The 24,415-nt window shown below is 61.9% G+C and carries 25 protein-coding genes; 11 read left to right on the top strand and 14 right to left on the bottom strand.

Annotation, left to right across the window (positions count from 1 at the left end):
• Positions 1 to 180: 180 nt before the first annotated feature.
• On the top strand, positions 181 to 1,419 hold the full coding sequence (locus ACHMW7_RS07830) for an ROK family protein (RefSeq protein ID WP_395449713.1): 1,239 nt from the start codon (positions 181 to 183) through the stop codon (positions 1,417 to 1,419).
• Here ACHMW7_RS07830 and phoB read toward each other — a convergent pair.
• From phoB to ACHMW7_RS07790, 8 genes are all read right to left on the bottom strand, one after another.
• The gene (gene phoB, locus ACHMW7_RS07825; RefSeq protein ID WP_214391826.1) at positions 1,416 to 2,105 is read right to left on the bottom strand and encodes a phosphate regulon transcriptional regulator PhoB; all 690 of its coding nucleotides are present in this window, start codon (positions 2,103 to 2,105) and stop codon (positions 1,416 to 1,418) included. The genes ACHMW7_RS07830 and phoB overlap by 4 nt on opposite strands.
• Before the next feature lie 103 nt (positions 2,106 to 2,208).
• Positions 2,209 to 2,913, bottom strand: coding sequence for a phosphate signaling complex protein PhoU (gene phoU / locus ACHMW7_RS07820; protein ID WP_395449712.1), 705 nt, complete (start codon positions 2,911 to 2,913; stop codon positions 2,209 to 2,211).
• Between the two features lie 41 nt (positions 2,914 to 2,954).
• Complete coding sequence (pstB, locus tag ACHMW7_RS07815; protein ID WP_395449711.1) at positions 2,955 to 3,779, bottom strand: phosphate ABC transporter ATP-binding protein PstB; 825 nt, start codon at positions 3,777 to 3,779, stop codon at positions 2,955 to 2,957.
• Between the two features lie 24 nt (positions 3,780 to 3,803).
• A complete protein-coding gene (gene pstA, locus ACHMW7_RS07810; protein ID WP_395449710.1) occupies positions 3,804 to 5,120 on the bottom strand; it encodes a phosphate ABC transporter permease PstA in 1,317 nt (438 codons plus the stop codon).
• A complete protein-coding gene (gene pstC, locus ACHMW7_RS07805; protein ID WP_395449709.1) occupies positions 5,117 to 6,583 on the bottom strand; it encodes a phosphate ABC transporter permease subunit PstC in 1,467 nt (488 codons plus the stop codon). The genes pstA and pstC overlap by 4 nt, the downstream gene beginning before the upstream one ends.
• Positions 6,584 to 6,681: 98 nt before the next feature.
• Positions 6,682 to 7,719, bottom strand: coding sequence for a PstS family phosphate ABC transporter substrate-binding protein (locus tag ACHMW7_RS07800; protein ID WP_395449708.1), 1,038 nt, complete (start codon positions 7,717 to 7,719; stop codon positions 6,682 to 6,684).
• Positions 7,720 to 8,029: 310 nt separating this feature from the next.
• Entirely contained in the window at positions 8,030 to 10,975 is a 2,946-nt protein-coding gene (locus tag ACHMW7_RS07795; RefSeq protein ID WP_395449707.1) for a response regulator, read from the bottom strand.
• A gap of 246 nt (positions 10,976 to 11,221) precedes the next feature.
• Positions 11,222 to 11,578 (bottom strand): putative quinol monooxygenase, encoded by a 357-nt coding sequence (locus ACHMW7_RS07790; RefSeq protein ID WP_395451287.1) that lies wholly within the window; start codon positions 11,576 to 11,578, stop codon positions 11,222 to 11,224.
• Positions 11,579 to 12,192: 614 nt separating this feature from the next.
• Between ACHMW7_RS07790 and ACHMW7_RS07785 the strand changes: the two genes are divergently transcribed.
• Positions 12,193 to 12,519: a hypothetical protein gene (locus tag ACHMW7_RS07785; protein ID WP_395449706.1), complete on the top strand. Its 327-nt coding sequence runs from the start codon at positions 12,193 to 12,195 to the stop codon at positions 12,517 to 12,519.
• Positions 12,520 to 12,883: 364 nt separating this feature from the next.
• Positions 12,884 to 13,399: a hypothetical protein gene (locus ACHMW7_RS07780; RefSeq protein ID WP_395449705.1), complete on the top strand. Its 516-nt coding sequence runs from the start codon at positions 12,884 to 12,886 to the stop codon at positions 13,397 to 13,399.
• Between the two features lie 69 nt (positions 13,400 to 13,468).
• On the opposite strand, the gene ACHMW7_RS07775 is transcribed toward ACHMW7_RS07780, so the two are convergent.
• Complete coding sequence (locus ACHMW7_RS07775; RefSeq protein ID WP_395449704.1) at positions 13,469 to 14,143, bottom strand: outer membrane protein; 675 nt, start codon at positions 14,141 to 14,143, stop codon at positions 13,469 to 13,471.
• 125 nt (positions 14,144 to 14,268) lie between these two features.
• Entirely contained in the window at positions 14,269 to 15,231 is a 963-nt protein-coding gene (locus tag ACHMW7_RS07770) for a hypothetical protein (protein ID WP_395449703.1), read from the bottom strand.
• 332 nt (positions 15,232 to 15,563) lie between these two features.
• On the opposite strand from ACHMW7_RS07770, the gene ACHMW7_RS07765 reads away from it, so the two are divergent.
• The 5 genes from ACHMW7_RS07765 (at position 15,564) to ACHMW7_RS07745 (ending at position 18,927) form a co-directional block, all read left to right on the top strand.
• Positions 15,564 to 16,682, top strand: a complete 1,119-nt coding sequence (locus ACHMW7_RS07765; RefSeq protein WP_395449702.1) for a hypothetical protein — start codon at positions 15,564 to 15,566, stop codon at positions 16,680 to 16,682.
• A 5-nt stretch (positions 16,683 to 16,687) separates the two neighbouring features.
• Positions 16,688 to 17,620, top strand: coding sequence for a trypsin-like serine protease (locus ACHMW7_RS07760; RefSeq protein WP_395449701.1), 933 nt, complete (start codon positions 16,688 to 16,690; stop codon positions 17,618 to 17,620).
• A gap of 96 nt (positions 17,621 to 17,716) precedes the next feature.
• Positions 17,717 to 17,965, top strand: coding sequence for a DUF982 domain-containing protein (locus ACHMW7_RS07755; protein ID WP_395449700.1), 249 nt, complete (start codon positions 17,717 to 17,719; stop codon positions 17,963 to 17,965).
• A 112-nt stretch (positions 17,966 to 18,077) separates the two neighbouring features.
• Positions 18,078 to 18,377 (top strand): DUF982 domain-containing protein, encoded by a 300-nt coding sequence (locus ACHMW7_RS07750; protein ID WP_395449699.1) that lies wholly within the window; start codon positions 18,078 to 18,080, stop codon positions 18,375 to 18,377.
• 52 nt (positions 18,378 to 18,429) lie between these two features.
• Positions 18,430 to 18,927 (top strand): GFA family protein, encoded by a 498-nt coding sequence (locus ACHMW7_RS07745; RefSeq protein ID WP_395449698.1) that lies wholly within the window; start codon positions 18,430 to 18,432, stop codon positions 18,925 to 18,927.
• An 18-nt stretch (positions 18,928 to 18,945) separates the two neighbouring features.
• Here the strand turns inward: ACHMW7_RS07745 and ACHMW7_RS07740 are convergent, their stop codons facing one another.
• Entirely contained in the window at positions 18,946 to 19,125 is a 180-nt protein-coding gene (locus ACHMW7_RS07740; protein WP_395449697.1) for a hypothetical protein, read from the bottom strand.
• A 237-nt stretch (positions 19,126 to 19,362) separates the two neighbouring features.
• On the opposite strand from ACHMW7_RS07740, the gene ACHMW7_RS07735 reads away from it, so the two are divergent.
• Positions 19,363 to 19,698, top strand: a complete 336-nt coding sequence (locus tag ACHMW7_RS07735) for a tudor domain-containing protein (protein ID WP_395449696.1) — start codon at positions 19,363 to 19,365, stop codon at positions 19,696 to 19,698.
• 124 nt (positions 19,699 to 19,822) lie between these two features.
• On the opposite strand, the gene ACHMW7_RS07730 is transcribed toward ACHMW7_RS07735, so the two are convergent.
• Positions 19,823 to 20,281, bottom strand: a complete 459-nt coding sequence (locus ACHMW7_RS07730; protein ID WP_395449695.1) for a MarR family winged helix-turn-helix transcriptional regulator — start codon at positions 20,279 to 20,281, stop codon at positions 19,823 to 19,825.
• 144 nt (positions 20,282 to 20,425) lie between these two features.
• Between ACHMW7_RS07730 and ACHMW7_RS07725 the strand changes: the two genes are divergently transcribed.
• Positions 20,426 to 21,190, top strand: coding sequence for an alpha/beta hydrolase (locus ACHMW7_RS07725; RefSeq protein ID WP_395449694.1), 765 nt, complete (start codon positions 20,426 to 20,428; stop codon positions 21,188 to 21,190).
• 317 nt (positions 21,191 to 21,507) lie between these two features.
• Here the strand turns inward: ACHMW7_RS07725 and ACHMW7_RS07720 are convergent, their stop codons facing one another.
• Positions 21,508 to 22,836 carry a hypothetical protein gene (locus ACHMW7_RS07720; protein ID WP_395449693.1) on the bottom strand — a complete coding sequence of 443 codons (1,329 nt, stop codon included), beginning with the start codon at positions 22,834 to 22,836 and terminating at the stop codon, positions 21,508 to 21,510.
• A 145-nt stretch (positions 22,837 to 22,981) separates the two neighbouring features.
• On the opposite strand from ACHMW7_RS07720, the gene ACHMW7_RS07715 reads away from it, so the two are divergent.
• Positions 22,982 to 23,392 carry a hypothetical protein gene (locus ACHMW7_RS07715; protein WP_395449692.1) on the top strand — a complete coding sequence of 137 codons (411 nt, stop codon included), beginning with the start codon at positions 22,982 to 22,984 and terminating at the stop codon, positions 23,390 to 23,392.
• A gap of 61 nt (positions 23,393 to 23,453) precedes the next feature.
• Here ACHMW7_RS07715 and ACHMW7_RS07710 read toward each other — a convergent pair whose 3' ends face one another.
• Complete coding sequence (locus ACHMW7_RS07710) at positions 23,454 to 23,987, bottom strand: hypothetical protein (protein WP_395449691.1); 534 nt, start codon at positions 23,985 to 23,987, stop codon at positions 23,454 to 23,456.
• Positions 23,988 to 24,415: the final 428 nt, after the last annotated feature.

Here is a 24,415-nt window from a genome sequence, read left to right as displayed (position 1 = left end):
CCTCGAAAAAATAGTGACCCAATGGCCGGCCGCTGTCAACATGGTTTCGCATGGGCTCCATATTTTTTTCGGAGCTCGAAATAAATAAAGACATTTGGCTTGAGCTCTGTCACAATCACTTGGCGCGCAAGGGACTGCCGCTTAAAAAGGGCAGCGCTTCGCCGGGAGGAAGACGAGCACATGTCGGTCGGCATACGTCACGACGATCTGAGACGGCGTAACCGCGCCATGGTTATATCCGCGGTTCGCCGCGCCAGCCAGCCGTCGCGCACGGAAATCGCCGCCACCACCGGCCTCAGCCATTCGACGATCTCGACCATATCCTCCGATCTCATATCCGAAGGCATCCTGGCTGAAGCCAAGAGCAACGAGCCGGTCTCAATGAAACGCGGCCGGCCCCAGGTGGCCCTGACGCTCGAACCCAAGGCTGCGTCGATCGTCGCCGTCGTGCTCTCGCTCAACAGCCTGTCTGCCGCTGTCATCGACTACGCCGGCAACACCATCGTCGAGGAAACCAAACGGCTGGTGACCCAGCGGATGCCAGCCGAAGCCCTGGTCGACGAGTGCATCGCCATGATCAGGCGCCTGATCGACAGCGACACTTCAGGCGCGGCGGTGCTGCGCATCGCCATTGCCGTCCAGGGCATCACCGATGCCGCATCGCGCAAGCTGTTGTGGTCGCCGATCACCCAGCACGACGACATCCCCTTCGCCGATCGGCTCGAACAGGAGTTCGGCGTGCCCGTGTCGGTCGAAAACGACTGCAACATGATCGCCGAGGCGCTGCGCTGGCGCGACCCGGCCCGCTATCGCGACGATTTCATCGCCATCCTGTTGTCGCACGGCATCGGCATGGGTCTCGTCATCAAGGGCGAGCTGTTCACCGGCACCCAATCGTCCGGCGCCGAGTTCGGCCACATGATCCACCGTCCCGACGGCGCGCTCTGCCGCTGCGGCCGCCGCGGCTGCATCGAGGCCTATGCCGGCAACTACGCCATCTGGCGCAACGCCAGGCTTGGCGACGAAAACGCCGAGCCGTTGGCCGACCTGTCCGACGACGACATCAGGGCGCTTGCCGATGCGGCCCGCGACCATGACGGCCCCGAGCGGGAAGCCTTCCGCAAAGCCGGCGAAGCCATCGGCTTCGGCCTGGGTTCGATGTTTGCTTTGTTCGACCCCGCGCCGCTCGCTTTCGTCGGCGTCGGCGCCACAGCCTTCGACCTGATGGAGCCGCATGTCCGCGCCGCCATCGCCAAGACCGCCGGCGGGCTGCACTCGAAGGCGATCTCGTTCGACACCGAGCCCAACGAGGTACCGCTCAAGCGCGAGGGCGCGATGATGCGCGCCCTGCTCACTGTCGATCAGGAGATTTTTGCCGCCGGCACAGCCCCGCGCCGCGCCGAGGCCGAAATCGCTTAATCCTCGCGGATGGCGTAGCCGGCACCGCGGATGGTGCGGATCACGTCAGGCATGCGGCCATTGTTGACGGCCTTGCGCAGACGCCCGACATGCACGTCGACAGTGCGCTCGTCGATATAGATCGTCTCGCCCCAGACATTGTCGAGCAGCTGGCTGCGCGAGAACACCCGGCCCGGATGCCGCATCATGAATTCGAGCAGGCGGAACTCGGTCGGCCCGAGCTTGATCTCGCTCTTCTTGCGGTAGACGCGGTGCGACTCGCGGTCGAGCATGATGTCGCCGACCTTCAGCACCGAAGACAGCACCTCGGGCTTGGCCCGGCGCAGCAGCGCCTTGACGCGTGCCATGAACTCCGGCGTCGAAAACGGCTTGACCAGATAGTCGTCGGCGCCGGTCGAAAGCCCGCGCACACGGTCGCTCTCTTCGCCGCGCGCCGTCAGCATGATGATCGGCAGGCGTTCGGTGTCGGGCCGCATCCTGAGCCTGCGGCACAATTCGATGCCGGAAAGTGCCGGCACCATCCAGTCGAGCACCAGAAGGTCGGGCACGTTTTCCTGGAGCCTGATCTCGGCCTCGTCGCCACGGGTGACGACTTCGACCTGGTAGCCTTCGGACTCGAGGTTGTAGCGAAGCAGCACGCCCAGCGGCTCTTCATCCTCGACGACCATGATCTTGGGGGCGATCATCGGCTGTCCCCTTTCTTGGTGCATGACCCCAACCGGATCATGCACGGATTTAAAGTCCTGCAGCATCCTTGCGCATCCATCGGGACACGCATCGCCGCAGAGTTCAGGCCGGAACCGTCGTCGTGGTCTCGTCGACCTTCGGCCGGTTGAGCGGCAGCTGCGTGCCGGTCACCACGAAATAGGCGTTCTCGGCGATGTTGGTGACATGGTCGCCAATGCGCTCGAGGTTCTTGGCGCAGAACAGCAGATGCGTGCAGGCGGTGATGTTGCGCGGATCTTCCATCATATAGGTCAGCAGTTCGCGGAACACGGCGGTGTACTGGATGTCGATCTTCTGGTCGTCGGCGCGCAGGTCCTTCAGGCCCTCGGCCTTGCGCGCGACATAGAGATCGACGACGCCGCGAACCTGGCCAAGCACCAGTTGCGCCATCGCGTCGATCGAATGCGACAGGTTGCGCGGTGTCGGCGACTGGCCGACAGCACCGACACGCTTGGCGATGTTCTTGGCAAGGTCGCCGATGCGCTCGAGGTCGCCCGCCATGCGGATGGCGCCGACAACGGCGCGCAGATCCTGCGCCATCGGCTGGCGCTTGGCGATCAGCGTGATTGCCGAATTGTCGAGATCGCGCTGCTTGGCATCCATGATCGTGTCGTCGGCAACGACGTTCTGCGCCAGCGACTGGTCGGACGACAACAGCGCGCGGATGGCGCCGGCAACCATCGCGCTGGCGAGGTCGCCCATGTCGCGGATGAGCTGGTCGACGTGCTGGAGTTCCTCGTCGAAGGACCGGACTGTATGTTCGCCCATGATTTCTTCCTCGTATCGTTACCCGCGGCGAAAACGCTCACTCAGCCGAAGCGGCCGGTGATGTAGTCCTGCGTCCGCTTGTCGTCGGGGTTGGTGAACATCTTGTCGGTAGCACCCTCCTCGACGAGATAGCCGAGGTGGAACATCGCCGTACGCTGCGACACGCGTGCCGCCTGCTGCATCGAGTGCGTCACGATGACGATGGTGTAGTTCTCGCGCAGCTCGTCGATCAACTCCTCGACCTTGGCGGTGGCGATCGGATCGAGCGCCGAGCATGGCTCGTCCATCAGGATCACCTCGGGCGCAACGGCGATGGCCCGTGCGATGCACAGGCGCTGCTGCTGGCCGCCCGACAGGCCGGTGCCCGGCTCGTTGAGACGGTCCTTGGCTTCGTTCCACAGGGCCGCCTTCTGCAGGCTCTTTTCGACGATCACGTCGAGCTCGGCCTTGTTCTTGGCCAGGCCATGAATGCGCGGACCGTAAGCGACGTTTTCGTAGATCGACTTGGGGAACGGGTTCGGCTTCTGGAACACCATGCCGACGCGGGCGCGCAGCTCGACGACATCGATCTTGGGATCGTAGATGTCTTCGTTGTCGAGCGTGATCTTGCCGCCGACGCTGGCGCTGTCGATGGTGTCGTTCATGCGGTTGAGGCAGCGCAGGAAGGTCGACTTGCCGCAGCCCGACGGGCCGATCAGCGCCGTCACCTGGTTCTGGCGGACGTCGAGGTCGACGCCGAACAGCGCTTGCTTGTCGCCATAGTGCACGGTGACCTTGTCGCCGCGCATCTTGATGATTTCATTCGATCTGGCGTTCATCTCAGCATTCACCGCGTCGTCGAGGGATTTTTCGGTCATGATGTTCATAGCAGGATGCTCCTTGTCCATGCCCTACCAGCGGCGCTCGAAGCGGCGGCGCAGGACGATGGCGACGATGTTCATGGCCATGAGGAAAATCAGAAGAATGATGATGGCGCCCGACATGCGTTCGACAAAGGCGCGTTCGGCCTCGTTTGCCCACATGTAGATCTGCACCGGCAAGGCCGTCGCCGGGTCGAAAGGCGTCTTGGGATAGTCGGCGACGAAGGCGACCATGCCGATCAACAGCAGCGGCGCGGTCTCGCCGAGCGCGCGCGCCAGGCCGATGATCGTGCCGGTCAGGATGCCGGGAGCCGCCAGCGGCAGGATGTGCTGGAACACCATTTGCATCTTCGAGGCGCCGAGACCAAGCGCTGCCGAGCGGATCGACGGCGGCACCGCGGCCAAGGCCGCACGCGTGGCGATGATGATCGTCGGCAGCGTCATCAGCGTCAGCACCAGGCCGCCGACAAAGGACGCCGAGCGCGGCAGGCCAAGGAAGTTGATGAACACCGCAAGGCCGAGCAGACCGAAGACGATCGACGGCACGGCGGCGAGGTTGTTGATGTTGACCTCGATCAGGTCGGTGAAGCGGCTCTTCTTGGCGAACTCCTCGAGATAGATCGAGGCGGCGACGCCGATCGGCAGCGCCAAAAGCAGCACGATCACCATCATGTAGAACGAACCGATGAGCGCGACGCCGACACCAGAGGTCTCCGGCCGGCTCGACGCGCCATAGCTGAACAGCCCGGTGTTGAAGTGCTCGGCCATCACGCCTTCGGCCTTGAGCTTGTTCATCCACTCGACCTGCTGGTCCGACACCTTGCGGCGGCTTTCCGGCACGTCGAGGTCGATCTGGCCCTTGAAGGCCGAGTCGAGATTGGCAGCGGCGAGGATGTCGACGTTGCGCGTCGTGCCGATCACCGACGGGTCGGCGGCAACGATTGCCCGGAGCTGGACGCGCGAGCTGTCGGACAAGAAGCCCTTGAGCTTGCGCACCTCGGCCTTGTCGTTGGCATCGATGCCGAGCTTTTCGATCAAGGCGGCTTCGGCGAGCTTGGGATAGTTCGCCGTGATCAGCACGTTCGGATCGGTCGCCCGCTTGTTCGACGGATCGATGATCTTTTCGTCGAAGTTGATCGCCAGCGTCACCGTCGTCTGCCAGAAGGCGGTGTAGCCCTTGGAGACGATCGAGGTCAGCATGACCCCCAGGAACGCCAGGCCGACGGCGATCGCCAGCACGCCATAGAGGCGGAAGCGGCGTTCGGCGGCGTAGCGTTTCTTGATGCCGATGTCGCGGCGCGGGCGGGCAACCGAGGTGGTCAGCGTGTCGAGCGAAATATCGGTCATTCGTACTGCTCCCGGTACTTCCGGACGATGTAAAGGGCGACGATGTTCATCACCAGCGTCAGCGCAAACAGCGTGATGCCGAGCGCGAAGGCCACCAGCGTCTGCGGCGTGTTGAACTCGAGATCGCCGGTCAGCTGGTTGACGATCTTGACGGTGATGGTGGTCATCGCCTCGAACGGGTTGAGCGTCAGGTTGGCGGCGACACCGGCTGCCAGCACCACGATCATCGTTTCGCCGATGGCGCGCGAGGCGGTGAGCAGGATGGCACCGACGATGCCGGGCAAGGCGGCCGGCAGGATGACGCGCTTGATCGTTTCGGAGCGCGTGGCGCCAAGGCCGAGCGAGCCGTCGCGCATGGCGCGCGGCACCGCGGTGATGATGTCGTCGGAAAGCGAAGAGACAACCGGGATCAGCATCACGCCCATCACCAGGCCGGCGGTGAGGATCGACTGCGCCTGGATGAACGGGGTGCCGCCGGTCAGGGCCGCGCTGATGTCGCGCAGGAAGGGTCCGAGCGTGACGAGCGCGAAGATACCGTAAACGATGGTCGGGATGCCGGCGAGCAGTTCGAGCGCCGGCTTGACCACCGCGCGCACCTTGGGTGCTGCATATTCCGACATGTAGACCGCCGACATCAGGCCGATCGGCACCGCAACGAGCAGTGCGACAAAGGCGATGTAGAGCGTGCCGGCGAGCAACGGGATGAGGCCGAACTGGCCTTCCGCGCCACCCGAACCGGCAGCGGCGAAACGCGGATCCCACACGGTGCCGAAGAAGAAGTTGGTCAGCGGGATTTTTTCGAAGAAGGCGATGGTCTGGAACAGCATCGACAGCACGATGCCGACGGTCGTCAGGATGGCGAGCGTCGAGGCGCCGAGCAGGCTCCACAGCATCACCTTCTCGACATTGTTGCGCGCCCTGGCACGCGGGCTGATGCCCTTCAAGCCATAACCGACACCGATCAAGGCGAGGCCGACCGAAACGATGGCGGAGATCATGCCGAGACGATCGGAGACGCGGTTGGCCTCGGTCGCGATCGGGATCATGTAGTCTTGCGTGTCGGGCGCCAGCGCCACGCCCTTTGCGGCGAGCATCGGCTGCAACTCGGCAAAGCTCGAAGGCAGTGCGCCGAGCGTCTGGCTGTCGAGCTTGCGCAGGCCGCTGGCGAGGCTCTTGACCAGGCCCGCGGCAAGATCTTCATGCGCGACGGTGCCGTCGGCAACATCGGCCGGCAGGGCCGAATGGATATGGCTGTTGAGATAGGCACTGGCGCCGATATCCCAGGCAGCGAGAAACAATACGGCCGGAACGACGCCCGTCAGGAACGCCCACCAGCCGTGGTAGTGCGCACGCGAGTGCGGCTTGACCGTTCCGTCATCCTGCGCACGCGCCCTTTGCCGGCCGACCACGAAGGCCGCCAGTCCGATTGCGAGTACAATGGCGAAGACAAGCAGGAAGGACATGGGCCGGCCTCGGTGAATTCAGATCATTGTGCCGAACGGAACAGCCGGCGAAATAGTCCATGGGGCGGCGATTTTTTTTCGCCGCCCCATGGTCGATATTACATGGTCTTGCCGGCGCCGAAGGCTTCGCGCTGGGCAGCACGCTCTGCGTCAGGAGCGGCAACCAGGCCGTAATCGGCAAGCGGGCTTTCCGGGCCGACCATCTGGTCGTCGAGGAAGAACTCGACATATTCCTTCAGGCCGGGAACGACGCCGAGATGTGCCTTCTTGACGTAGAAGAACAGCGGACGCGACACCGGATACTCGCCCTTGGCGATGGTCTCGACCGAAGGCGTGATGCCGCCAACGGTGGCAACCTTCAGCTTGTCGGCGTTGTTTTCGTAGAAGGCGAGGCCGAACACGCCGACGCCGGTCTTGTTGCTATCGATGCGAGCGAGCGTCTCGGAGTAGTCGCCGTCGATGTCGACAGCCTTGCCGTCCTTGCGCACGGCCTTGCAGGCGGCTTCCGCAGCCTTGTCGTCGAGGCCCGAAGCCTTGCCGGCGTCAACGCCGCCGAGCTTCTTGCAGCCGGCGACCAAAAGCTTTTCTTCAAAGACTTCGCGGGTGCCGTGCTTTTCGCCCGGAATGTAGGCGGCGATGTCCCAGTCGGGCAGGTTCGGGTTGACCTGGTTCCACTTGGTGTTCGGGTTTTCGACCAGCTTGCCGTCGACGACGATCTTGGCGGCCAGCGCCTTGTAGACGTCTTCAGGCGTCAGCGCCCAATCCGGGCCCTTGACGTCGGTTGCGAAGACGATGCCATCATAGCCGATCTTCACTTCCTGGATTTCCTTGACGCCGGCGTCAACGCAGGACTTGATTTCGTCCTTCTTGATTGGGCGCGAGGAGTTGGCGATGTCGATGGTGTTCTCGCCGACGCCCTTGCAGAATTCCTTGATGCCAGCGCCCGAACCGCCTGATTCAACGACCGGGGTCTTGAAGTTGGTGAAGGTCTCACCGAACTGTTCGGCGACGATCTTGGCATAAGGCAGAACGGTCGAGGAACCGGCAACCTGGATCTGGTCGCGGGCCGAGGCATAGCCGACCGAGGCTGCGATCGCGAAGGCAGCAGCCGACGCAGTGAGAAGAGCTTTTTTCATTGGGGCCTGCTCCTGTTGGGGTATCTCGTATGACGCCATTCCTCGGCGCCCGGTGAGCCAATAGCCCCCCTCTATTACAGTTGCATGACAGTTTCGTGTCACCCCTGTAACGGTTGCAGTGCATGGCCGCCAAGGGGTCGTTTCCGCGATCCTTTGCCGGCGCGAGGCAAACAACAGGCAGGCAACGAATGCAAGCCGCCTACCCAACGGCAGGCCGGCCTTTGTTGCCGCGAGCTGTCACATTTCCACAGTCTTTGAGAGCCGGCCCAGGGCGTGCCGAAGATTCAGGACAGGCCGGCATCGGCAGAATCTAGATCGCGCCGCGGCGCTCCTCGTCCTGCCACGACCAGCGCTCGATCTTTTCGAGCAGCGCGCGCGGGCTGATCGGCTTGGGCAGATAGTCGTCCATGCCGGCTTCGAGGCAGCGTTCCTTGTCGCCTTTCAGCGCGTGCGCCGTGACACCGATGATCGGCACACGCAGGCCGGTGCCACGTTCGAGCTTGCGAATTTCGTTGGTCGCCTCGAGCCCGTTCATCTCGGGCATCGACACATCCATCAGGATCATCCTGGGATGACGCTCGCCATAGGCGGCCACCGCGCGCCGGCCATTGCCGACGATCTCGAAGCTGAGTTCGGTCTCGGCCAGGATCTGGCTGAACACCATCTGGTTCACCTCATTGTCTTCGGCAACGAGAATGTCGAGCCCGCCATCGCCGCTGGGCCGCTGCCCGCCGCGCATGCGCGCGACGTTGGGCGCTGGACTGCTGGCATGTTTGGCCGGCACCAGCGCATCGGCCATCTGTGCCGGTGTGAGGTTGGGAACCCGCTTGCGCTGGATCGCCGCGACAAGCGCCTCGAGCAGGGCCGACGAACGCGCCGGCTTGATCAGCTGGGCATCGATGGCGAGGTCGCGATGTCCGGGACCCGAAAGCGACTGGTCGACCGACGTCAGCATGACGATTGGCGTTTCGGCCAGGCTTGGCGACTGCCGCACGATCCGCGCCATCTCGGCGCCGGTCATGCCGGGCATCTGGTAGTCGAGCACGATACAGTCGACGGTGACGCCCATCGCTTGCGCGGCCTGCAGCACGTTCAGGCCTTCGGCACCGCTTTTGGCGGCACAGGAATCAAACCCCCACGACAGCATCTGTTCGGTCAGGATGGTGCGGTTGACGGCATTGTCGTCGACGATCAGCACGCGCGCACCGGTGACGTCGATCAGTGCCGCCGGCCGCGTCTCCAGCCGTCCGGCATTGGGCAGCGTCAGCGTGAACCAGAAGGTCGAGCCAGCCCCCTCGCCGCTTTCCACGCCGATCTCGCCGCCCATCATGTCGACGAGCCGCGAGGTGATGGCGAGGCCAAGCCCCGTACCTTCATGCCGGCGCGTCGACGACGCATCGACCTGGCTGAATTTTTCGAACACCAGCTTGAGCTTGCCTTCGGGGATGCCGATGCCGGTGTCGGTCACAGCGACATGCAGCTTGGTCTGCTCGCCATCGCTGCGCCCCGTCACATCGACGAGCACATGGCCGGAATCGGTAAACTTCACCGCATTGCCAAGCAGGTTGGTGATGATCTGCCGGATGCGGCCGACGTCGCCGACATAGAGATGGCGGAGATCGGGCTGCATGCGCACGATCAGCTCGAGATCCTTCTCCTTGGCCCGTGTCGACATCAGCGTGGCGACGTCTTCGATCGCCTCCGACAGGTTGAACGGGATTGGGTCGAGCACCAGCTGGCCGGCATCGATCTTCGAGAAATCGAGGATGTCGTTGATGATCGTCAAAAGCGCATTGCCTGATTTGACGATGATGTCGGTGAAGGTCTTCTGCTTCGGGTCGAGATCGGATTTCGCCAGCAGCTCGGCCATGCCGAGCACGCCATTCATCGGCGTGCGGATCTCGTGGCTCATATTGGCGAGGAATTCAGATTTCGCCCGGTCGGCCAGCACCGCCCGGCGCTGCGCCTCCTCAAGCTCGACCTCGCGCTGCTTGAGCTCGGTGATGTTGGTGGTCGAGCCGATCAGGTAGAGCGAGCCGTCGGACGCGACCATCGCGCTCTTGCGCGCGAACTGATGGCGCACCATCCCGTCGGCGCAGGTCGCCGTCTCCTCGATCTCCACCGTCGTGCCGCGGCGCATGACTTCGCGGTCGGCCTCCATGAATGGCTCGCCTTCGGCGCCGAAAATCTCGAGGTCGGTCCTGCCGATCGCTTCCTGCTTGGAATAGCCGGTCAGTTCGCACCAGCCCTGGTTGACATACATCAGCCGGAGGTCGGCGTGCTTGGCGTAGATCGACACCGGAACATTGTCGATCAGGCTGCGGAACACTTCGTTCTCGCGCATCGAGTCTTGCAGCGCGCGCTCGCGCTGCTTGAGTTCGGTGATGTCGACGCGCACGCCGATGAAGGTGCCGTCGGCAAGCCGCTGGTCGAAGATCTGGTACCAGCGCCCGTCGGGATTGCGCCGTTCCCGCACCGCCTGGCTGGTGTGATAGCGGACGACCATGCCCTCGACCCAGGCCACGGGATCGGCGTCATAAAGAGCATCGAGATCCTCGTCGCCGGTGTCGCGGAAATAGCCCGAGCGCTGCGCCAGAAACAGGCTGTCACGTAGCGTACGGCCTTCGGTCAGGACCTCGTCGAGTGCCGGCAAGGCGCTCTTGAGCTTGTGGTTGGCGAGCACGAAGCGGTCGTCGCGGTCGTAGATGATGACGCCCGCCGGCAGCGATTCCAGCACTTCGGCCAGCCGGTGGCGGGCCTCGACCGCCTCGACCTCGCGGCGCTTCATCTCGCTGACGTCGTAATAAGAAACCAGCCGCTTTCCGCCCGAAAGCGCTGTTACCGAATAGATCATGGTGCAGCCGTCGGCACGGCGGAATTCGCGCGGCGCAACGTCGCCAGCCGAGATCTCCGACTCGCGCAAGGCGACGTAGCTTTCCCAGTCGCCGTCGACGACGGCGTAGACACCGCTGTAGCGATTGATGTCCATCAGTGCCCTGAACGGGCAACCGATAGCGACCTGACCAACGCTCAGCTTCCAGATGTCGTAGAAGGCCCTGTTGATGAACTGCACATTGAGGCTGGCATCAACCAGCACCACGCCCATGTTCATTGAATCGATGGTGCGTTCGAGGTCGGCATAAGGCAGGTTGAGATCGTCCAAAGCCCGCATGTTGCGCGCCTCGTTCGTCAGCCCTTGCCCATTGGCCGGCTCGCCGGTCGGATCATTGACGTCCGAGCCCAGAATTTTCCGCATCCGTCAGCCCTGCATGCATGGAGCGATGCTGCTCCCCCGCAGACCGCCGCGACAAACCTTGCCGCAGAAGCATTAACGACTGACTAACCTTAACGCCGCGGCGCCATAGATGAGCTGATCCAAATGTATTCGAGGTGAGAAGCTGCGAAAAGCTGCCGCCGAATCTGCGCTTACTTTCCGCAGCGTCAGAACCGGACGACCAGGAAACCGCCAGTTGCAGCTCGAAGAGCGCCCGAAACCTCTCCGCTAATCGTCATTGGCGGCGTTCAGCTCCTCGGGCCGCATGCCGCCATTGGGATCGACGAGGCCAAGCGACCTGGCAAGGATCAGCCGGCGCGATTTGAGCAGCGGCGAAAGTGCCGCCTGCACATCCGCCATGCGCGGATTGCGCTCATGTACCGCGACAGCCGAATCGTCGGCATAAAGCGCGTTGACCATCACCTTGTTGGCGACGGGTGTGCCGTCGCGCTCCACCGGCTTGATGACCTCGAAGCGCAGGCAGCCCGGCTCTTCCTGCAGCGTGGCGCGGGCATGTTCCGAGATCAGGTCGAGGAACTGTTCCTCTGCCCCGTCCAGTGTCTCGAATTCGACGATGATGGTCATTTCGGCCAAGCGTTTATGCCTTTCTTCGATCTTCGGTCTGGTGCAGCCATGCGGCCGCCCAGCACCCGCGTCAGGCTGAGTCATGCCGGGACCGTTGGAAAGGCCGCAGCGGGCCTTGCGGCGCACCGGCGGGCGGAAGGGTTGTGCCAACCCGCCGGGCGTTGCCAAAGACGCGCACTCGATACATTGCGCAGGTCAATGGTGCGGAGTTGATGGTGAACAAATAATGAAGGAAATCGATCACGGTCGATGTCCTGATGTAAGGCAAGCCGCCTTGCGCGGAACCATTTTCCGCCTCGGAGAGTTGCGTTCAGGCACAATGGGCGTGGTCCTTCCTTTCAGCCACGTTCAGAAAGGGCCTGCCGCCCCCCTCGCGGCCGGCCCTTTCGCCAGGTTTTGACCACCTTTTCCTGCAACTCCGATGCAACCCAGAGTGACTCGACATCGCACAGGTTGTAGAGCAGAATTTCCGCCCTGAAATGAACCACGCCAGCATGCAACCTTTGCCTCAAGGAGGCATATCGATGCGATCGCCTGCGGCAGATGCTTCCACATACGTGACGATGCTGAACTCTATCCTCGATCTATACCCACGGGTGTAGGCGCGGATTTAGTTGTCGATCGCGATCAGCTTGGCTGACCGCGACAGCAAGCAGGCAAAAACTCAGCAGCAAGCAGAAGACAAAAGAACAAGCACCATATGGGAGAAGACTATGGAGCACGTACTTTTCACCCAGCCTAACTCCCCGATTTATCCCAGGGATCTCGCGCTTCTTCAGCATGTGTTCGACCAGATTTGCCACGAACGCGGCGAAGATCCGAGCTCTGTATGGGCAAGTGAAATAGCGAGGACGCTCCTCAAGCTTTATCGAAGCGGCGTACGTGACAAGGATCTGCTGCTGGCAAGCATACCCCGTTTCAGGACCAGAACCGCCGCCTGACGACAGGCGGTCCACAACCTCGAATTGATGTCCCGAGAGCCTCCCGGCTTTCGGGATGAGGTGGTGTCGGCCAGGCTGCCGGAACGTTCTCACCAGATTTCCATGCGACCCTGACGTCCGAGCGCGTTGCGCGCCCGGCGTTATTCTTCGGCTGAAATTTCCGGGATTTTCTCGACGCTTTTTTCTGCCCTCCAGCGAGAATGCGCGGGGTTTGATGCCACCATTGATCCCGGTTCGCCGAGCAGCGACAATGGCGCAGGCTGATTCCTTCCCGGAAATTGGGAGACAGGTTTTCGGGCAAGGCCAGGCTCCAACGCGAAATTAGGGCTCATTCCTCCAGGGAATGGGCGCTAAGGCCGGGCACATGTCGCGACGACTCGCAGTGCTGCTTGCCGCCATCCCGATCGCTGCCATGGCAATGGCGGCTCCGGGGGCGGCTCCGGGCGCCGACAATCGCGGCCGACAATTGCTGGTCGACCCCCATCCGCACGGCATCGGCGTCCTTTATGCGCACTGGCCTGTCATAGCCGCCGACTACACCACTGCGATGATGCGCTATCGCATGGCGTCCGAATACGAAGACCTGCCGCCCAAAACCTACCCCTTTGTCATGTTCACCCGACCGCCTCTCGGCGGGCCGTGGACCTGGACGGCCGCCAACGGCTCCCATGCGCGGCGTCTGCGCGATGGCGCCTTGCGGATCAGCCTGACCGACCAGCTCGGCAACTGGTTCGTCGAAATCCTGTGTGCGGATACCGGCTGGCCGGTGTTTTCGTGCAGCGACGGCGTCCAGCGTATCGCCGCAGCACCCGAGCCGCGCCTGCTCGTCATCGACGGTGTCGAGTTCGCGCGAATCTTGCCGGCACAGCCAAGTCCCTGAGAAGGTCGCGGGGCCTGCCACAAATGAGCCCGGCGCGAGGCCGGGCTTTGATGTTGCAAGCAGTGCCGGTCAGAACTTGTAGCTGACGCCGGCCCGTAGGGTGTGCTCGTTAAGGCCGATCTTGATGTCTGCCGGGAACGCCTCGGAACCGAAGTCGGCATAGCGGTATTCAAAACGGCCGATCCAGTTGTCGGTGAAAGCATGCTCGATGCCGGCGCCCACGGTCCAGCCGAGGAACGTCTTGCTTTCGTCGTATGCACGCATCTTCACGTAGGTATTGGCGAAGGCAACGCCGCCGGTCGCAAAAAGCAGCGTACGGTCCATCGCATAACCGGCACGCAGGCGCGCGCTGCCTTGCCAGTTGGTTCCGGCCTCGACAGGAACGTCGATCGGCGGGAAATCGGGAAGGCTGACGCGGACGACCAGATCCCGCTTGGTCCAGGCATGCGAGATGTCGGCCTCGATGCCGGCAACAAGATTGCCGTTGAGCTGCCAATTGTAGCCGGCATGGACGCCCAGCAATCCGTTGTCGAAGCCATCGACATCGAAGGGCGGCTCATCCGGACCGACATTGACCGTGCCGTTGAGCCAGGCGTAGCCGCCATGCAGGCCGACATAGCCGCCGGTCCAGACAAAGCCCGCCGGCGCTGTATCAGGTGCCGGCGCGTTGACAACCGCATCGGCAGCAAAAGCGCCGCCTGCGGCTGCAAACAGAAAAGTCGAGGCAAGGAGAATTGTTTTCATGAAGAACCCCAGCAATGAAAGGGCACAACACGGCAACCTTTCGTTGCCTGGAAACCTGACTGCTGCACGCCCTGCGCTGCGTGATAAGGGCTAGCTCCGCGACCGGTAAACGACCAAATCTGGTCCTATCTTGCCGCTACTGCATGTTGCGGTGGTCCTGCCGGATCGCTCTCGCACCCGTCGGCGGTCGAGTGGCTGTCCAAATCGACGTTTTGAACCGCCCAGCAATATGCCTCGTCCAGTGCCGCGAACTTCTGCGCCTGCCACAGGAAATAATCGTCCAGAAACGCACCTGACAGCCACAGCACCCGCTGCTCTGACGTCACGGACCAGCCCATCAGGCCGCTGGTTTCAGCCTTTCTGAACATCCGCCTCAGGTTCGTGACCGAGATGAAGTATCGCGCGGCGAGTTCCGCGACGCTGGAGGGGCCAACGATCACCTTGCCGTCTTGCGGCGTGAAGTCGTCGATGCGCGAAATGATTTCGTGCAGGATCATTCCGCCCAGTTCCGACTGCAGGAACGAATTGATGCTTTCGGCCGGATAGCGCCACAACGGGTTTTCGATGAGCCGGCGGGCGGCGCGCGGCTGGGCCGCCCGAAAGATCCTGTCATTGGCCGCACAGCGGGCATGGCGGCCGCCATTGTCCAGTTCATCGAGGCAGTCCATATGCCCCATGAACCAGCCGGTCATCGCCTTGCGGCTCGCCTCGGTCGTGTCGAGCAGGCGCAGCCGCTTGTCGTGCGGGCTGGGGATTTCCATCAGGAACTTGTAGCTCAGCAGTTCCTGCAGAAAGGCCCTTGCCGTGTTGTGGCTGACCGCGCCGATGCTGGTGGCGATCTCGACCAGACGAGACGCGGAAAGGCCGGAGTGAGGGTCTTCTTCCGTGCGCTCGAGGGTCAGCGCATAGAGCGACTGGGTCATCAGCCATTTGCGATGCGAGGCCTTGAGCCGCGCGAGCCTTGGCGTCTGCTCATGTATGGCGATCAGGTGGAGGGCGAGGCGCCGGTCAATATGTGGAAAGAGCCGATGCGCTGCCAACTCTGCCGCGCTCATTGGACCTGTATGGGACGAACTCTTGTCGGGCATGTGTATTGAAAGTCGCGATTGCAGTTGCATTTCGTCGCAATGAGCCGCCCTCGCGGGCGGCTCCGGTTGCGGGCAGTAACCCAGCCAGCTGACACCAAGCAATCCTGGATTGAACACTGCTCATGCCCACATGAATGTCGACAGCACAAGATGATTTCGTGCCGGCATGGCATGGCCGGTGTCGTCTATGATGCTTTCTCTTGCTCGCGTAATGCCACCGGTCGACTGGCCGCAGTCGTCAAACCAACAACAACAGGACAAGGGTCCGGCTTTCTGCTAAATTTATAGTTGCATACAATCAATCCAGCAACTTTTGATAGCAGGGGGACTGCATGGGTTGCGATTTCAGGGACTATTTGCGGTATGCCGTTGCTGCCGCCACGCTTGCGCTTACGGCCTGTTCGGCCGTCAACAGCCAACCGGTAACGCAAGCCTACACCTCAGGCGAGGGCCAGAAGGCCGGCGTCTACTACTTGCCCAAGCACCTGCTCAACGTGAAGCTTTACGGCGACAAGACCGCCCAGAAGATCGTCGTTGCCAGCACGCCAGTGCAGGATCGCAGGCTGGCGCTCGAGACGGGTTTCGCCCTTTCGCCGCTTTCCGACGACGACATCAATGTCACCTTCAACAAGGACGGCCTGCTCGCTTCGGTCGCTGCGACGTTGACTGACAGGACCGCCGACATCCTGGTCGAGGTCGCCAAGCTTGTCGTCCGGCTGCGCGACACGCCCATCAGCCAGCCATTGCTGAAGGACATGTCTTTCGACCCGTTCAATTATCGCGATGCGATGGCGGTCAACGCCAGTCTGCGCCAGCACAATTCCTGCGTCGAGGTCGAAGTTGCCCCAGGTCTGTGGAGTCCGGGCTGCGGCAAGCACTCGCTTGGCACCACCTATGCCCAGGGCGCCAGCCTGGACACCGCTTTGCCACCGCGCGCCGCACCCGGCATCTACTATCGCCGCCCGGCCTCGCTGATGGTCCATGTCGTCGAAAAAGGCGTCACCACCCAGCTCGTGCCGCATGCCTTCGCCAACGGCTCGCCGATGTTCCGTGTCGACATCAGGCGCAGCCTGTTCGTCTCGCGTGCGACGACGATCACCTTCACCGACGGCGCCTTGACCCAGGTCAAGGTCGTCAAGCCCTCGGAGGGCCTCGCCGTCGCCCAGTTGCCGCTGAAGATCATCCAGGCGACGGTCAATTCGGCCAGCGGTGGCGTCGCCGGCGCCCGTTCGACCCGGCTTCAATCGCAAGCCAGCCTGAACGACAGCGAAGCCACGCTCAACAAGGTGATCGCCGCACGCCTCGCCGCCGGCGACAATGTCGACGCTCTCGCCCCGCGCAGCACCGTCCTGCCTTCGCCACGGTCGGCAGCACTGACCAGCGAGGAAATGGCGCGGTGCGAACGCATCAACTTCGCCTCCGAAGACTGCCTCAGATATTACGCCGAGTAGCAGCCATGCTCCCGGCACCACTGCGCATTGCGATTGCCTTGCTGTTTACGCTGTGGCTGTCGTTGTCAGCGGCGGCCGATCCGACACAGACGGGCCGCCTTCCGCCAGGCGTGAGCGTGCCCGTGCCGCTGCCGCTTGGCATATCGGTGATCGGCGGCGCACCAAGCGACGACCGCAAGATTGTCGGCATCGCCTTTGCCCAGCAAGGCGAAACCCGCGTCTGCAGCGGCCTCTATGTCTCGGCGCGACGCATTCTCACCGCCGCGCACTGCACCTGTGGCGCGACCAACTACCGGGTCACCAACGAAAACTTTGACAAGGGCAAGTTTCGCATAGCCGCCTTTGTCTCGCGCTTCGGCAACTACAACTGCAACGACAGCCGCTACATTCCGCGTGGCGACGACCTGGCACTGCTGGAGATCGTTCAACCGCTATGGTCGACGGAGATCGCCACCGCCTGCCCGCAATACAGCCTGTTGCCGGCGATCGCATTCGCCGCCCACTGGTTCCCGACGCCGCCCGAAAACATCAGCGTCGCCGGCTATGGCTTCAGCGGGTCCGCGGCGCAGGATCTTGGCAGCCGCCAGGAAGCCGTTGTCAGCCTCGACTCCGTGCTTTGCGCCACCGGGCAGGCGCGTGGCCTGAGTTGCCTGCCATTTGCCGAATTCATTGCCGGTGCGACACCCGTTCGCGGCATCGCCCGCGACACCTGCGGCGGCGACAGTGGCGGGCCGGCATTTTTTCGCGCCCGTGGCAATTTCATTCCCTTTGGCGTGATCTCGCGCGCCCTGCCCGTCAATCACCGTTTCCCCGACAAGGCTTGCGGCTCGGGTGGCGTCTATACCCATCTCGGTCGCAGCGACGTGCTCGCCTGGCTCAGGCGCGAAGGCGTGCCGGACGGCGAGCCGAATTGCGGGGCGGCGGACGTGACCGAATGAGCTCCGGAGTGCCGCGCGGGCACGCCGCGCGGCAGCAACGTCGCCGCCGGTGAAGACAGCCTATGCAACCGTCCTTGCTCACGCGCGTTTTGGTGGATGGATTTTACACCGAACGTCTGGATCAGGGATGGAGAGTTTTCGCTGCGCGAGGTCGTCTCGGTGCCGGATGCCGTCGAGTTTCTTGACGGTTGGCCCCAGGACAAGCGCAATCCGTTCTTCTACCTGGCCGAAAACGCCATGCAGGCCGCGATCAACGGCTCGATCCCTGACGACGAGGCCAGGGAAGCTTTCGAAAGCTTCTGCAATGAGGCCGGAATACTGGCCATGCCGCCGGGCACGGCTTGAACTGCATTCTTGACTGGGAAGGCAGCCGTCGCCATTTTCCTGGTCTGCTTGTCGCGCCATTGCCGGCAAGTTCGCTTGCTCGAATGACGGTCCATGACCCCCGGAGGAAGTGATGACAGCCAGAACCTTTTCCAGCCCGATTTTCGTCAAGGACGCCGATCAGGCCATCCTGCAGATCGCAAGCGTCGCCGACGCGCTCGGCTTCCTGGCAAGATGGCCCGAACAGCGGCGCGGGCCGATCTACAACACGGCGATCCGCGCATGCCAGGCAGCGCGGGAGGACCGGCTGTCGGTCGACGGAGCCCGCAATGCCTTCGCTGGCTTCGCCCGTTCTGTCGGCATCCGCGAAGCCGATCCGGTGTCGATCGAGCCATGGATGGTCACGCCGAAACGTGGCCGCATGCCGCTTTAGCCTGGGGAACATTTCCCCATAGCTTTCCGTTGAAGCGGAAAGGAGCCCTGCCATGGAAAATCGTAGCGGCGAAACCATTCGATCTGGCAGCTGCTATTGCCGTGCTGTGACCTTCCGGGTCACCGGCCAGCCTCTGCGAGTGGGAATCTGCCACTGCGCCGATTGCCGCAAGACCAGCGGTTCGGCGTTCTCCGCCTATGCGGTCTGGCCGGTCTCGGCCCTCGAACAGACGGGCCAGGTCAGCACATATGGTAACCGAAGCTTCTGCGTCACCTGCGGCAGTCGCGTGACATATGTCAGCGACGACGAGGCCGAAGTCATGCTTGGCAACCTCGACGTTGTGCCAGGCGATCTCACGCCTGAATATGAATTGTGGATCAGCCGCCGCGAAAACTGGCTGCATCCCTTGCCGGAGGCACGGCAGTTCGACCACGATCGCGACATGGCAACCGTGCCAGAACCGCAACCGACCGAAACCGAAATGCCGTCGCCGCACCGAACCCTTGAGATGGAAGTGCCGCGTCCGAGCGAGCTCGTTCGGCCGGTTTGATGCCGGCGCTAACCAACTTTAGTGCGTGGTCGCCGTGGCGACCTTGGTATTCGGCTTGGCGGCGGGCTTGCGGCGACGCTTGGGCGGAGCCGAAGGTGCTGGGACAGGATCGAAATCCGATGGCACGCTGGCGATGAACTCCCGGCCCATCCTGTAGGCGACATAGCCGACGGCAAGCAGTGCTAGCGCTCGAAGCATGGCAATGTTCTCCTTTGCCAACGCAACGCCTGTCGGCACGCTAGGTTCCGCCCTGGCCGTTCAAGCTGTGTGCTGCCTGCCGCCAGTCGAATTATCTGGGCCCGGCGCGGTAATTTTCACCGTGCATTCACATCAGCTCAAATATGCATGTCGACACAGCTCAATGGGGGGCTGGGGTGAAATCCCAAGGGTGATAATTTGACACGACATCTTTCAGTTCTACTGGCGGCAGCCGCCATGCTCGCCACCGCAGGCATGGCGAGCGCCCAGACAACGGGCGATTGGGTTCTGGGGAACTACAAGGGTTCCGGCTACTGGTTCGCGGGCGTCATCGAAAAGGTGAATGGCGACACGATCACCGTTCGCTACGACGACAATGAGCGCGAGACGACCAGCCTCAGCAAGGTCCGCCCCTACGACTGGATGATCGGCACCAAGGTCGAGTGCAATTTCAAGGGCGCCGGCGAGTGGTACAAGGGCACCATCACCTCGCTGGCCGGCGAAAAAGTCGGCATCGCCTATGACGACGGCGACAAGGAAACAACCAAGACCGGCCGCTGCCGGACGAAGTAATCGTGCCGGGCAGGCTTTATGCCTGCCCGTTCACCTGCGACCGTTCAATCGTGGATGCGTCAGGCACGTCCGCCTTGCCGCTTTTGCTCACTCGGCTCCAACAGCGCGTTGCAGTGACGAAGGATTACGCCACTGAAGCTGAGCCGACAGCGTTTCGCATGCCGTCACGCAGCAACTGCACCTTGCGGTTCAGTTCGATCATGTCCGGCACCGTGAATCCGGAATTGCGCAGCAGCGCTGATGTCAGGCAGCCCGTCCTGGCGTGAAGGTCGGCACCTTTCTTGCTCAATTGGACCTGCACCTGGCGCTCATCAGTGGTGCTGCGTTGGCGGGCCACAAAGCCTGCCGCCTCAAGCCGCTTGACCGCTGGCGTGATTGTGCTCGGCTCAAGTGCCAGTCGTTCGGCGATGGAGCCGATCGTCAGACCGTCGCGCTCCCAAAGGGCACTGAGCACCAGATACTGGGTGTAGGTGACGCCAAGCTCGTCCAGCATCGGCTTGTAGACCCGCTGGATGGCGATCGAGGCGGAATAGATTGAAAAGCAAAGCTGGCCATCAAGCGGCAGCACTGGATCGGTGGTCATTGCGGGTCTCCGTGGTGGTTCGGCCATCCCTTACCACAAAAAAGGATATCGCGATAAAGAAAACGCTTTACAAGAATGATGTGCTGTCGTACACGATGATTATCGCGATAACAATTATCGCGGCAACAACAAAGGAGACGCACAATGACCAAGACCCTCATCACCGCCGCAGCCGCAACGCTTGCACTGGCAGCATCCGCCCTCACACCCGCCGCAGCCCAGCCGACAGGCGCAAAGAACGTCGTCCTCGTCCATGGCGGCTTCGTCGATGGTTCGGGCTGGCAGGGTGTCTACAATCTTCTGAAGAAGGACGGTTACAACGTCACCATCGTCCAGAACCCAACGACCTCGCTGGCCGACGATGTCGCCGTCACCAAGCGTGCGATTGCCGAGCAGGACGGTCCGGTTGTTCTCGTCGGCCACTCCTATGGCGGCGTGGTCGTCAGTGAAGCCGGCACGGACGAGAAGGTGAAGGCTGTTGTCTACATCGCCGCCTTCGCGCCTGATAAGGGCGAGTCCGTTTCCTCGCTGATCGCCAATCCGCCTGCCGGCGCTCCGGTGCCGCCGATCCTGCCGCCCGTCGATGGCTTCCTGTTCCTCGACAAGGGCAAGTTCGCCGCCTCCTTCGCCGCCGACGTTGACGCCGATGTCGCGTCCTTCATGGCCGACTCGCAGGTTCCGTGGGGCGTAGAAGCGTTGGCTGGCGCCGTCACCGATCCGGCCTGGAAGTCCAAGCCGAGCTATTACCTGGTCGCCTCCGACGACCGCATGATCCCCCCTGCTGCGCAACGCATGATGGCCGAGCGTGCCGGTGCCACCGTCACCGAAACGGCAGGCAGCCATGCCGTCTATGTCTCCAAGCCCGAGGCCGTCGCCGCCATCATCGAGCAGGCCGCGACCGCCAAGTGATTGCCTTCGACAAGAATCCCCGGAGCGTCGACGGCGCTTCGGGGATGAGCATGTGAAGCGACCTATCGTTGGCTGAGAACAAGAATGGACCGCAGTCAATCGCTCATCGAGACGGTTAAACTGATAGCCTTGCCTGACCATCGTTCGCGGTTCGAAGTACAATATGTGCCTGGAGAAGTTGGTACGCCCAAGCGGAATCGAAGCTCTGTTCCCCCCATGAGAGGGAAAGCGCATGGACGCGCACCGGTGTGTGCGAACGTAGTTGAAAAACAATCAAAGGAAATCCAGGGGCATGCCTATTGGGTGTCTCTCCCCATTCACTCCCTTGCCCACGCGTTCAGGGCTCTGTCAAAAGCATCCTCGCCTGACATTCCCTTCTCCAGGGTTAGTAACGCACGGCGGCCTGACTTGTAGATGATCGGCACGTCGAACCACTTGCGGCGTTGGAGAAGATTGAGGTTTGCAGCAACTTCTGAATTCGAATTGTGTAGCGCGAAAAAAAACAACCCTTCGCCGATCTTGGCCGGGGTGCCCAGCAGCGCATTGCCAGCGTCCTGTTCAGAGTTCTTCATAACCACGCGTAAGATTTGCTCGATGCCACCACCTTCGATGCCGTCAGGCGTGACAAACAATATTTCGAGGACATGGCTTGCGGGCAGCGACTTGTCCGCGTTGCGACGAACCGTCATGCGTGCCCGAATATCACCCCCCGAAATAACCACCTCAGCAACTATTGCAGGCTCGGGCGGCAAGCCGGCGCCTGGTGACTTCTGAACCACCGACCAGATGACATAGCCAGGCTGGGACGAGCCTTGGGCTACGTTGGTGCTTTCTTTGTAGAAGATGGCCTTCTGTTCCACGAAAGCGCTGTGATCTGGGGGGCGGGACGGCGTGGAAACGGACTTCCCTTCGCCGACGGTCAAACCTCCAGATCGGCCAGGATCGATCTCTAAGCCATCCTTAGTTAGGCGCTGGGTGAGCTTGCCTCCATCATTGGGTACGGCCTGATCGGGCGCCGCCATGGCCGTGCCGACCGCAGGCGCACTATCGGTCGTTACTTTCAAGCTCTCCATCTCACTGCCGGAAAGGTAGCGCATATCTGACCGGTCATACCTAAGGGCAAACTGCATCAAGCCTGCATCGACGCCCATTTCCGTCAGGTATTGGAGAATATCGGCGGTCACCTGCTGGGCGGCTGCAACTGCATCGTCCCGCCCCAGTTCGAAGTCCGAGGCAAAGGAATGCTGATGCACTCCGATTGACCCGGGCACAGCACTTCTTGCCACACCCCCCAGAAACGCCAGCGCGCAGGCTGACGCGCATTCGAAGTTCCGTGTCTGAATGGTATTTAAGTACAAGGCGCGGATCATCCGGCCGTGTTGCATTGCCGAGTAGATGTTGCCGCCGGGTGAGTCGAAGATAACAAATTGTGCGCGATGCGCTGTGGCGACTGTCACAAATTCTGCAATTGTGTCGGCAACGGTGAATTCGCCGGATAACAATAGAAACGGCTGGCCGCTCTCGGAGACCAGTTTTTCGTATCTGAGCCCAGCTTGTGCTGTGGTGACAGCGACCAAGTACACGCAAAGTGTGGCCAGAAACCTGAAGGGCCGTCCCATATTCTTCTCGCCCGATGCGCCTTCCATATCTAAGGGCCAAAAGCGTGATTTTTCAATGGGTGCGCGTGAATTGCCGAAAGGTACCGCTGCTCGAAAGTTCTAATTGCTGCGCTGCTTCCGAGCTTCCCATGGCTCCAAGAAATCGCCCTGCCAGATGCCGAGTCGATCTACCTTGGCCTCGATCTACCTGGGCCTCGGCTTGTTCTCGCGCATAGGCACCCCGGCTGTAGCGCGGCCAATCCAGTGCATAGCCGTTGCGAACAAGCCAGCGGGCAACGCTCTCGCCATCTGCCCGGCAGCAGTCCCCCACAAAGCGCCTGTAGCGGCCGCGGCTTGCCGGGCGAGACGCGGCCAGGAACTCATCCAGGGCATTGGCAGCGGCCTGCCCGCACCTGTAGGCTATGCCGTTGCCATCGTGGCAAACCTGCCAACTTTCCGGCGCGCCTACCCCATTGAAACGGATGCGCTCACCGGCAATCTCGATAGTGTCTCCATCGACCACCGAAGCGCGACCAGTGACAGGTTCGTTCGCTTCGGACGGGCCAGCCATACTGATGGAAAGCGCTATCATGCATTGCGCTAAACGGGCTGAAAATAGGGGGCAGCGAGTTCACTGGTAGGATCTAGTCAATTGCGCGCCATGTTCAATTGAGTTTCAGGCATGCGTCCCTAAGCTGCACCAGTTTTGCTCCGTCACCTCTCTCCGGGGCAAGTTGAAATGTCTCTCCGCCTAGCGCGATGACTGCGCCCTCTCCGTTCTTGGCGGTAATGACGTCAAGGAGCGGGGCCGCGTCGGAAATGCCTGCTGTCAGTGTCCATCCCCCGTCCAGTTCATTTGCATCCAAATGGACGGTCGAAAATTGCAGATCTATCGATACGCCTCCCGCTAGTTTTACTGAGCCGCGCGGCTGGCCGTCCGTACCGAGAATCATGGTCCTCGCTACCTTTTCAATGGGGCCGGTGATCAATGTAAACTGGAGCCGGGGCCATACACGCGCGGTACATTGCAGGGTTTGGGATACGCACTCGGACACTTCCTCGCCTGTGCACGGGCTGATTGTCAGTGTCCCGCTGGAACCATCCTCAGCTGCATGAAAATATGAATGAAGCTCTTCAGCTCTGGCGCTGAAAGGAGCCATGAAGATGCTGGCAGCCAGTAACGCGGTTGATATGTGCATTGCTCGAACTCCGTTCATGACTTGGGATGTGCCAAGCGGACTCCTGCGCCTCCGCCGTTGATTTCCAATATCAGGCAGGCGTCGGCCAACCTGCTGGCCCTCCAATACCTCTTCTTTGAACCTCAATTTCGCGACTAGCGAAGCTAGCTCAGACCTGAACACGCGCTGTTCTTTTCGGTTGCCGCTATTAAGAAATTCGCTAGGCGTCATGTCCTGGTCATACAGGTGCCGAAATACGGATTCGCTAGGCCCTCGTAGGTGATCAGGGCAACGAAAATTACCCAGACCAACGAGACGACTACCAGACACGAAAAAGCCTTTGCGCCATGCCATGTAGTTCGCCCCCCGCGAAGACACCGCTGATGATGCCGTCAGGGATACCGCTCGGCAAGAGTCGGCAAGGCGCTCGAAGCGACCAAAAAGCGGTC

The sequence above is a fragment of the Aminobacter sp. UC22_36 genome (genome assembly GCF_044056035.1).
Taxonomy (GTDB): Bacteria; Pseudomonadota; Alphaproteobacteria; order Rhizobiales; family Rhizobiaceae; genus Aminobacter.
Note: the sequence above shows the minus strand (reverse complement) of the source record. Positions and strands in the feature narration are given on the sequence as shown.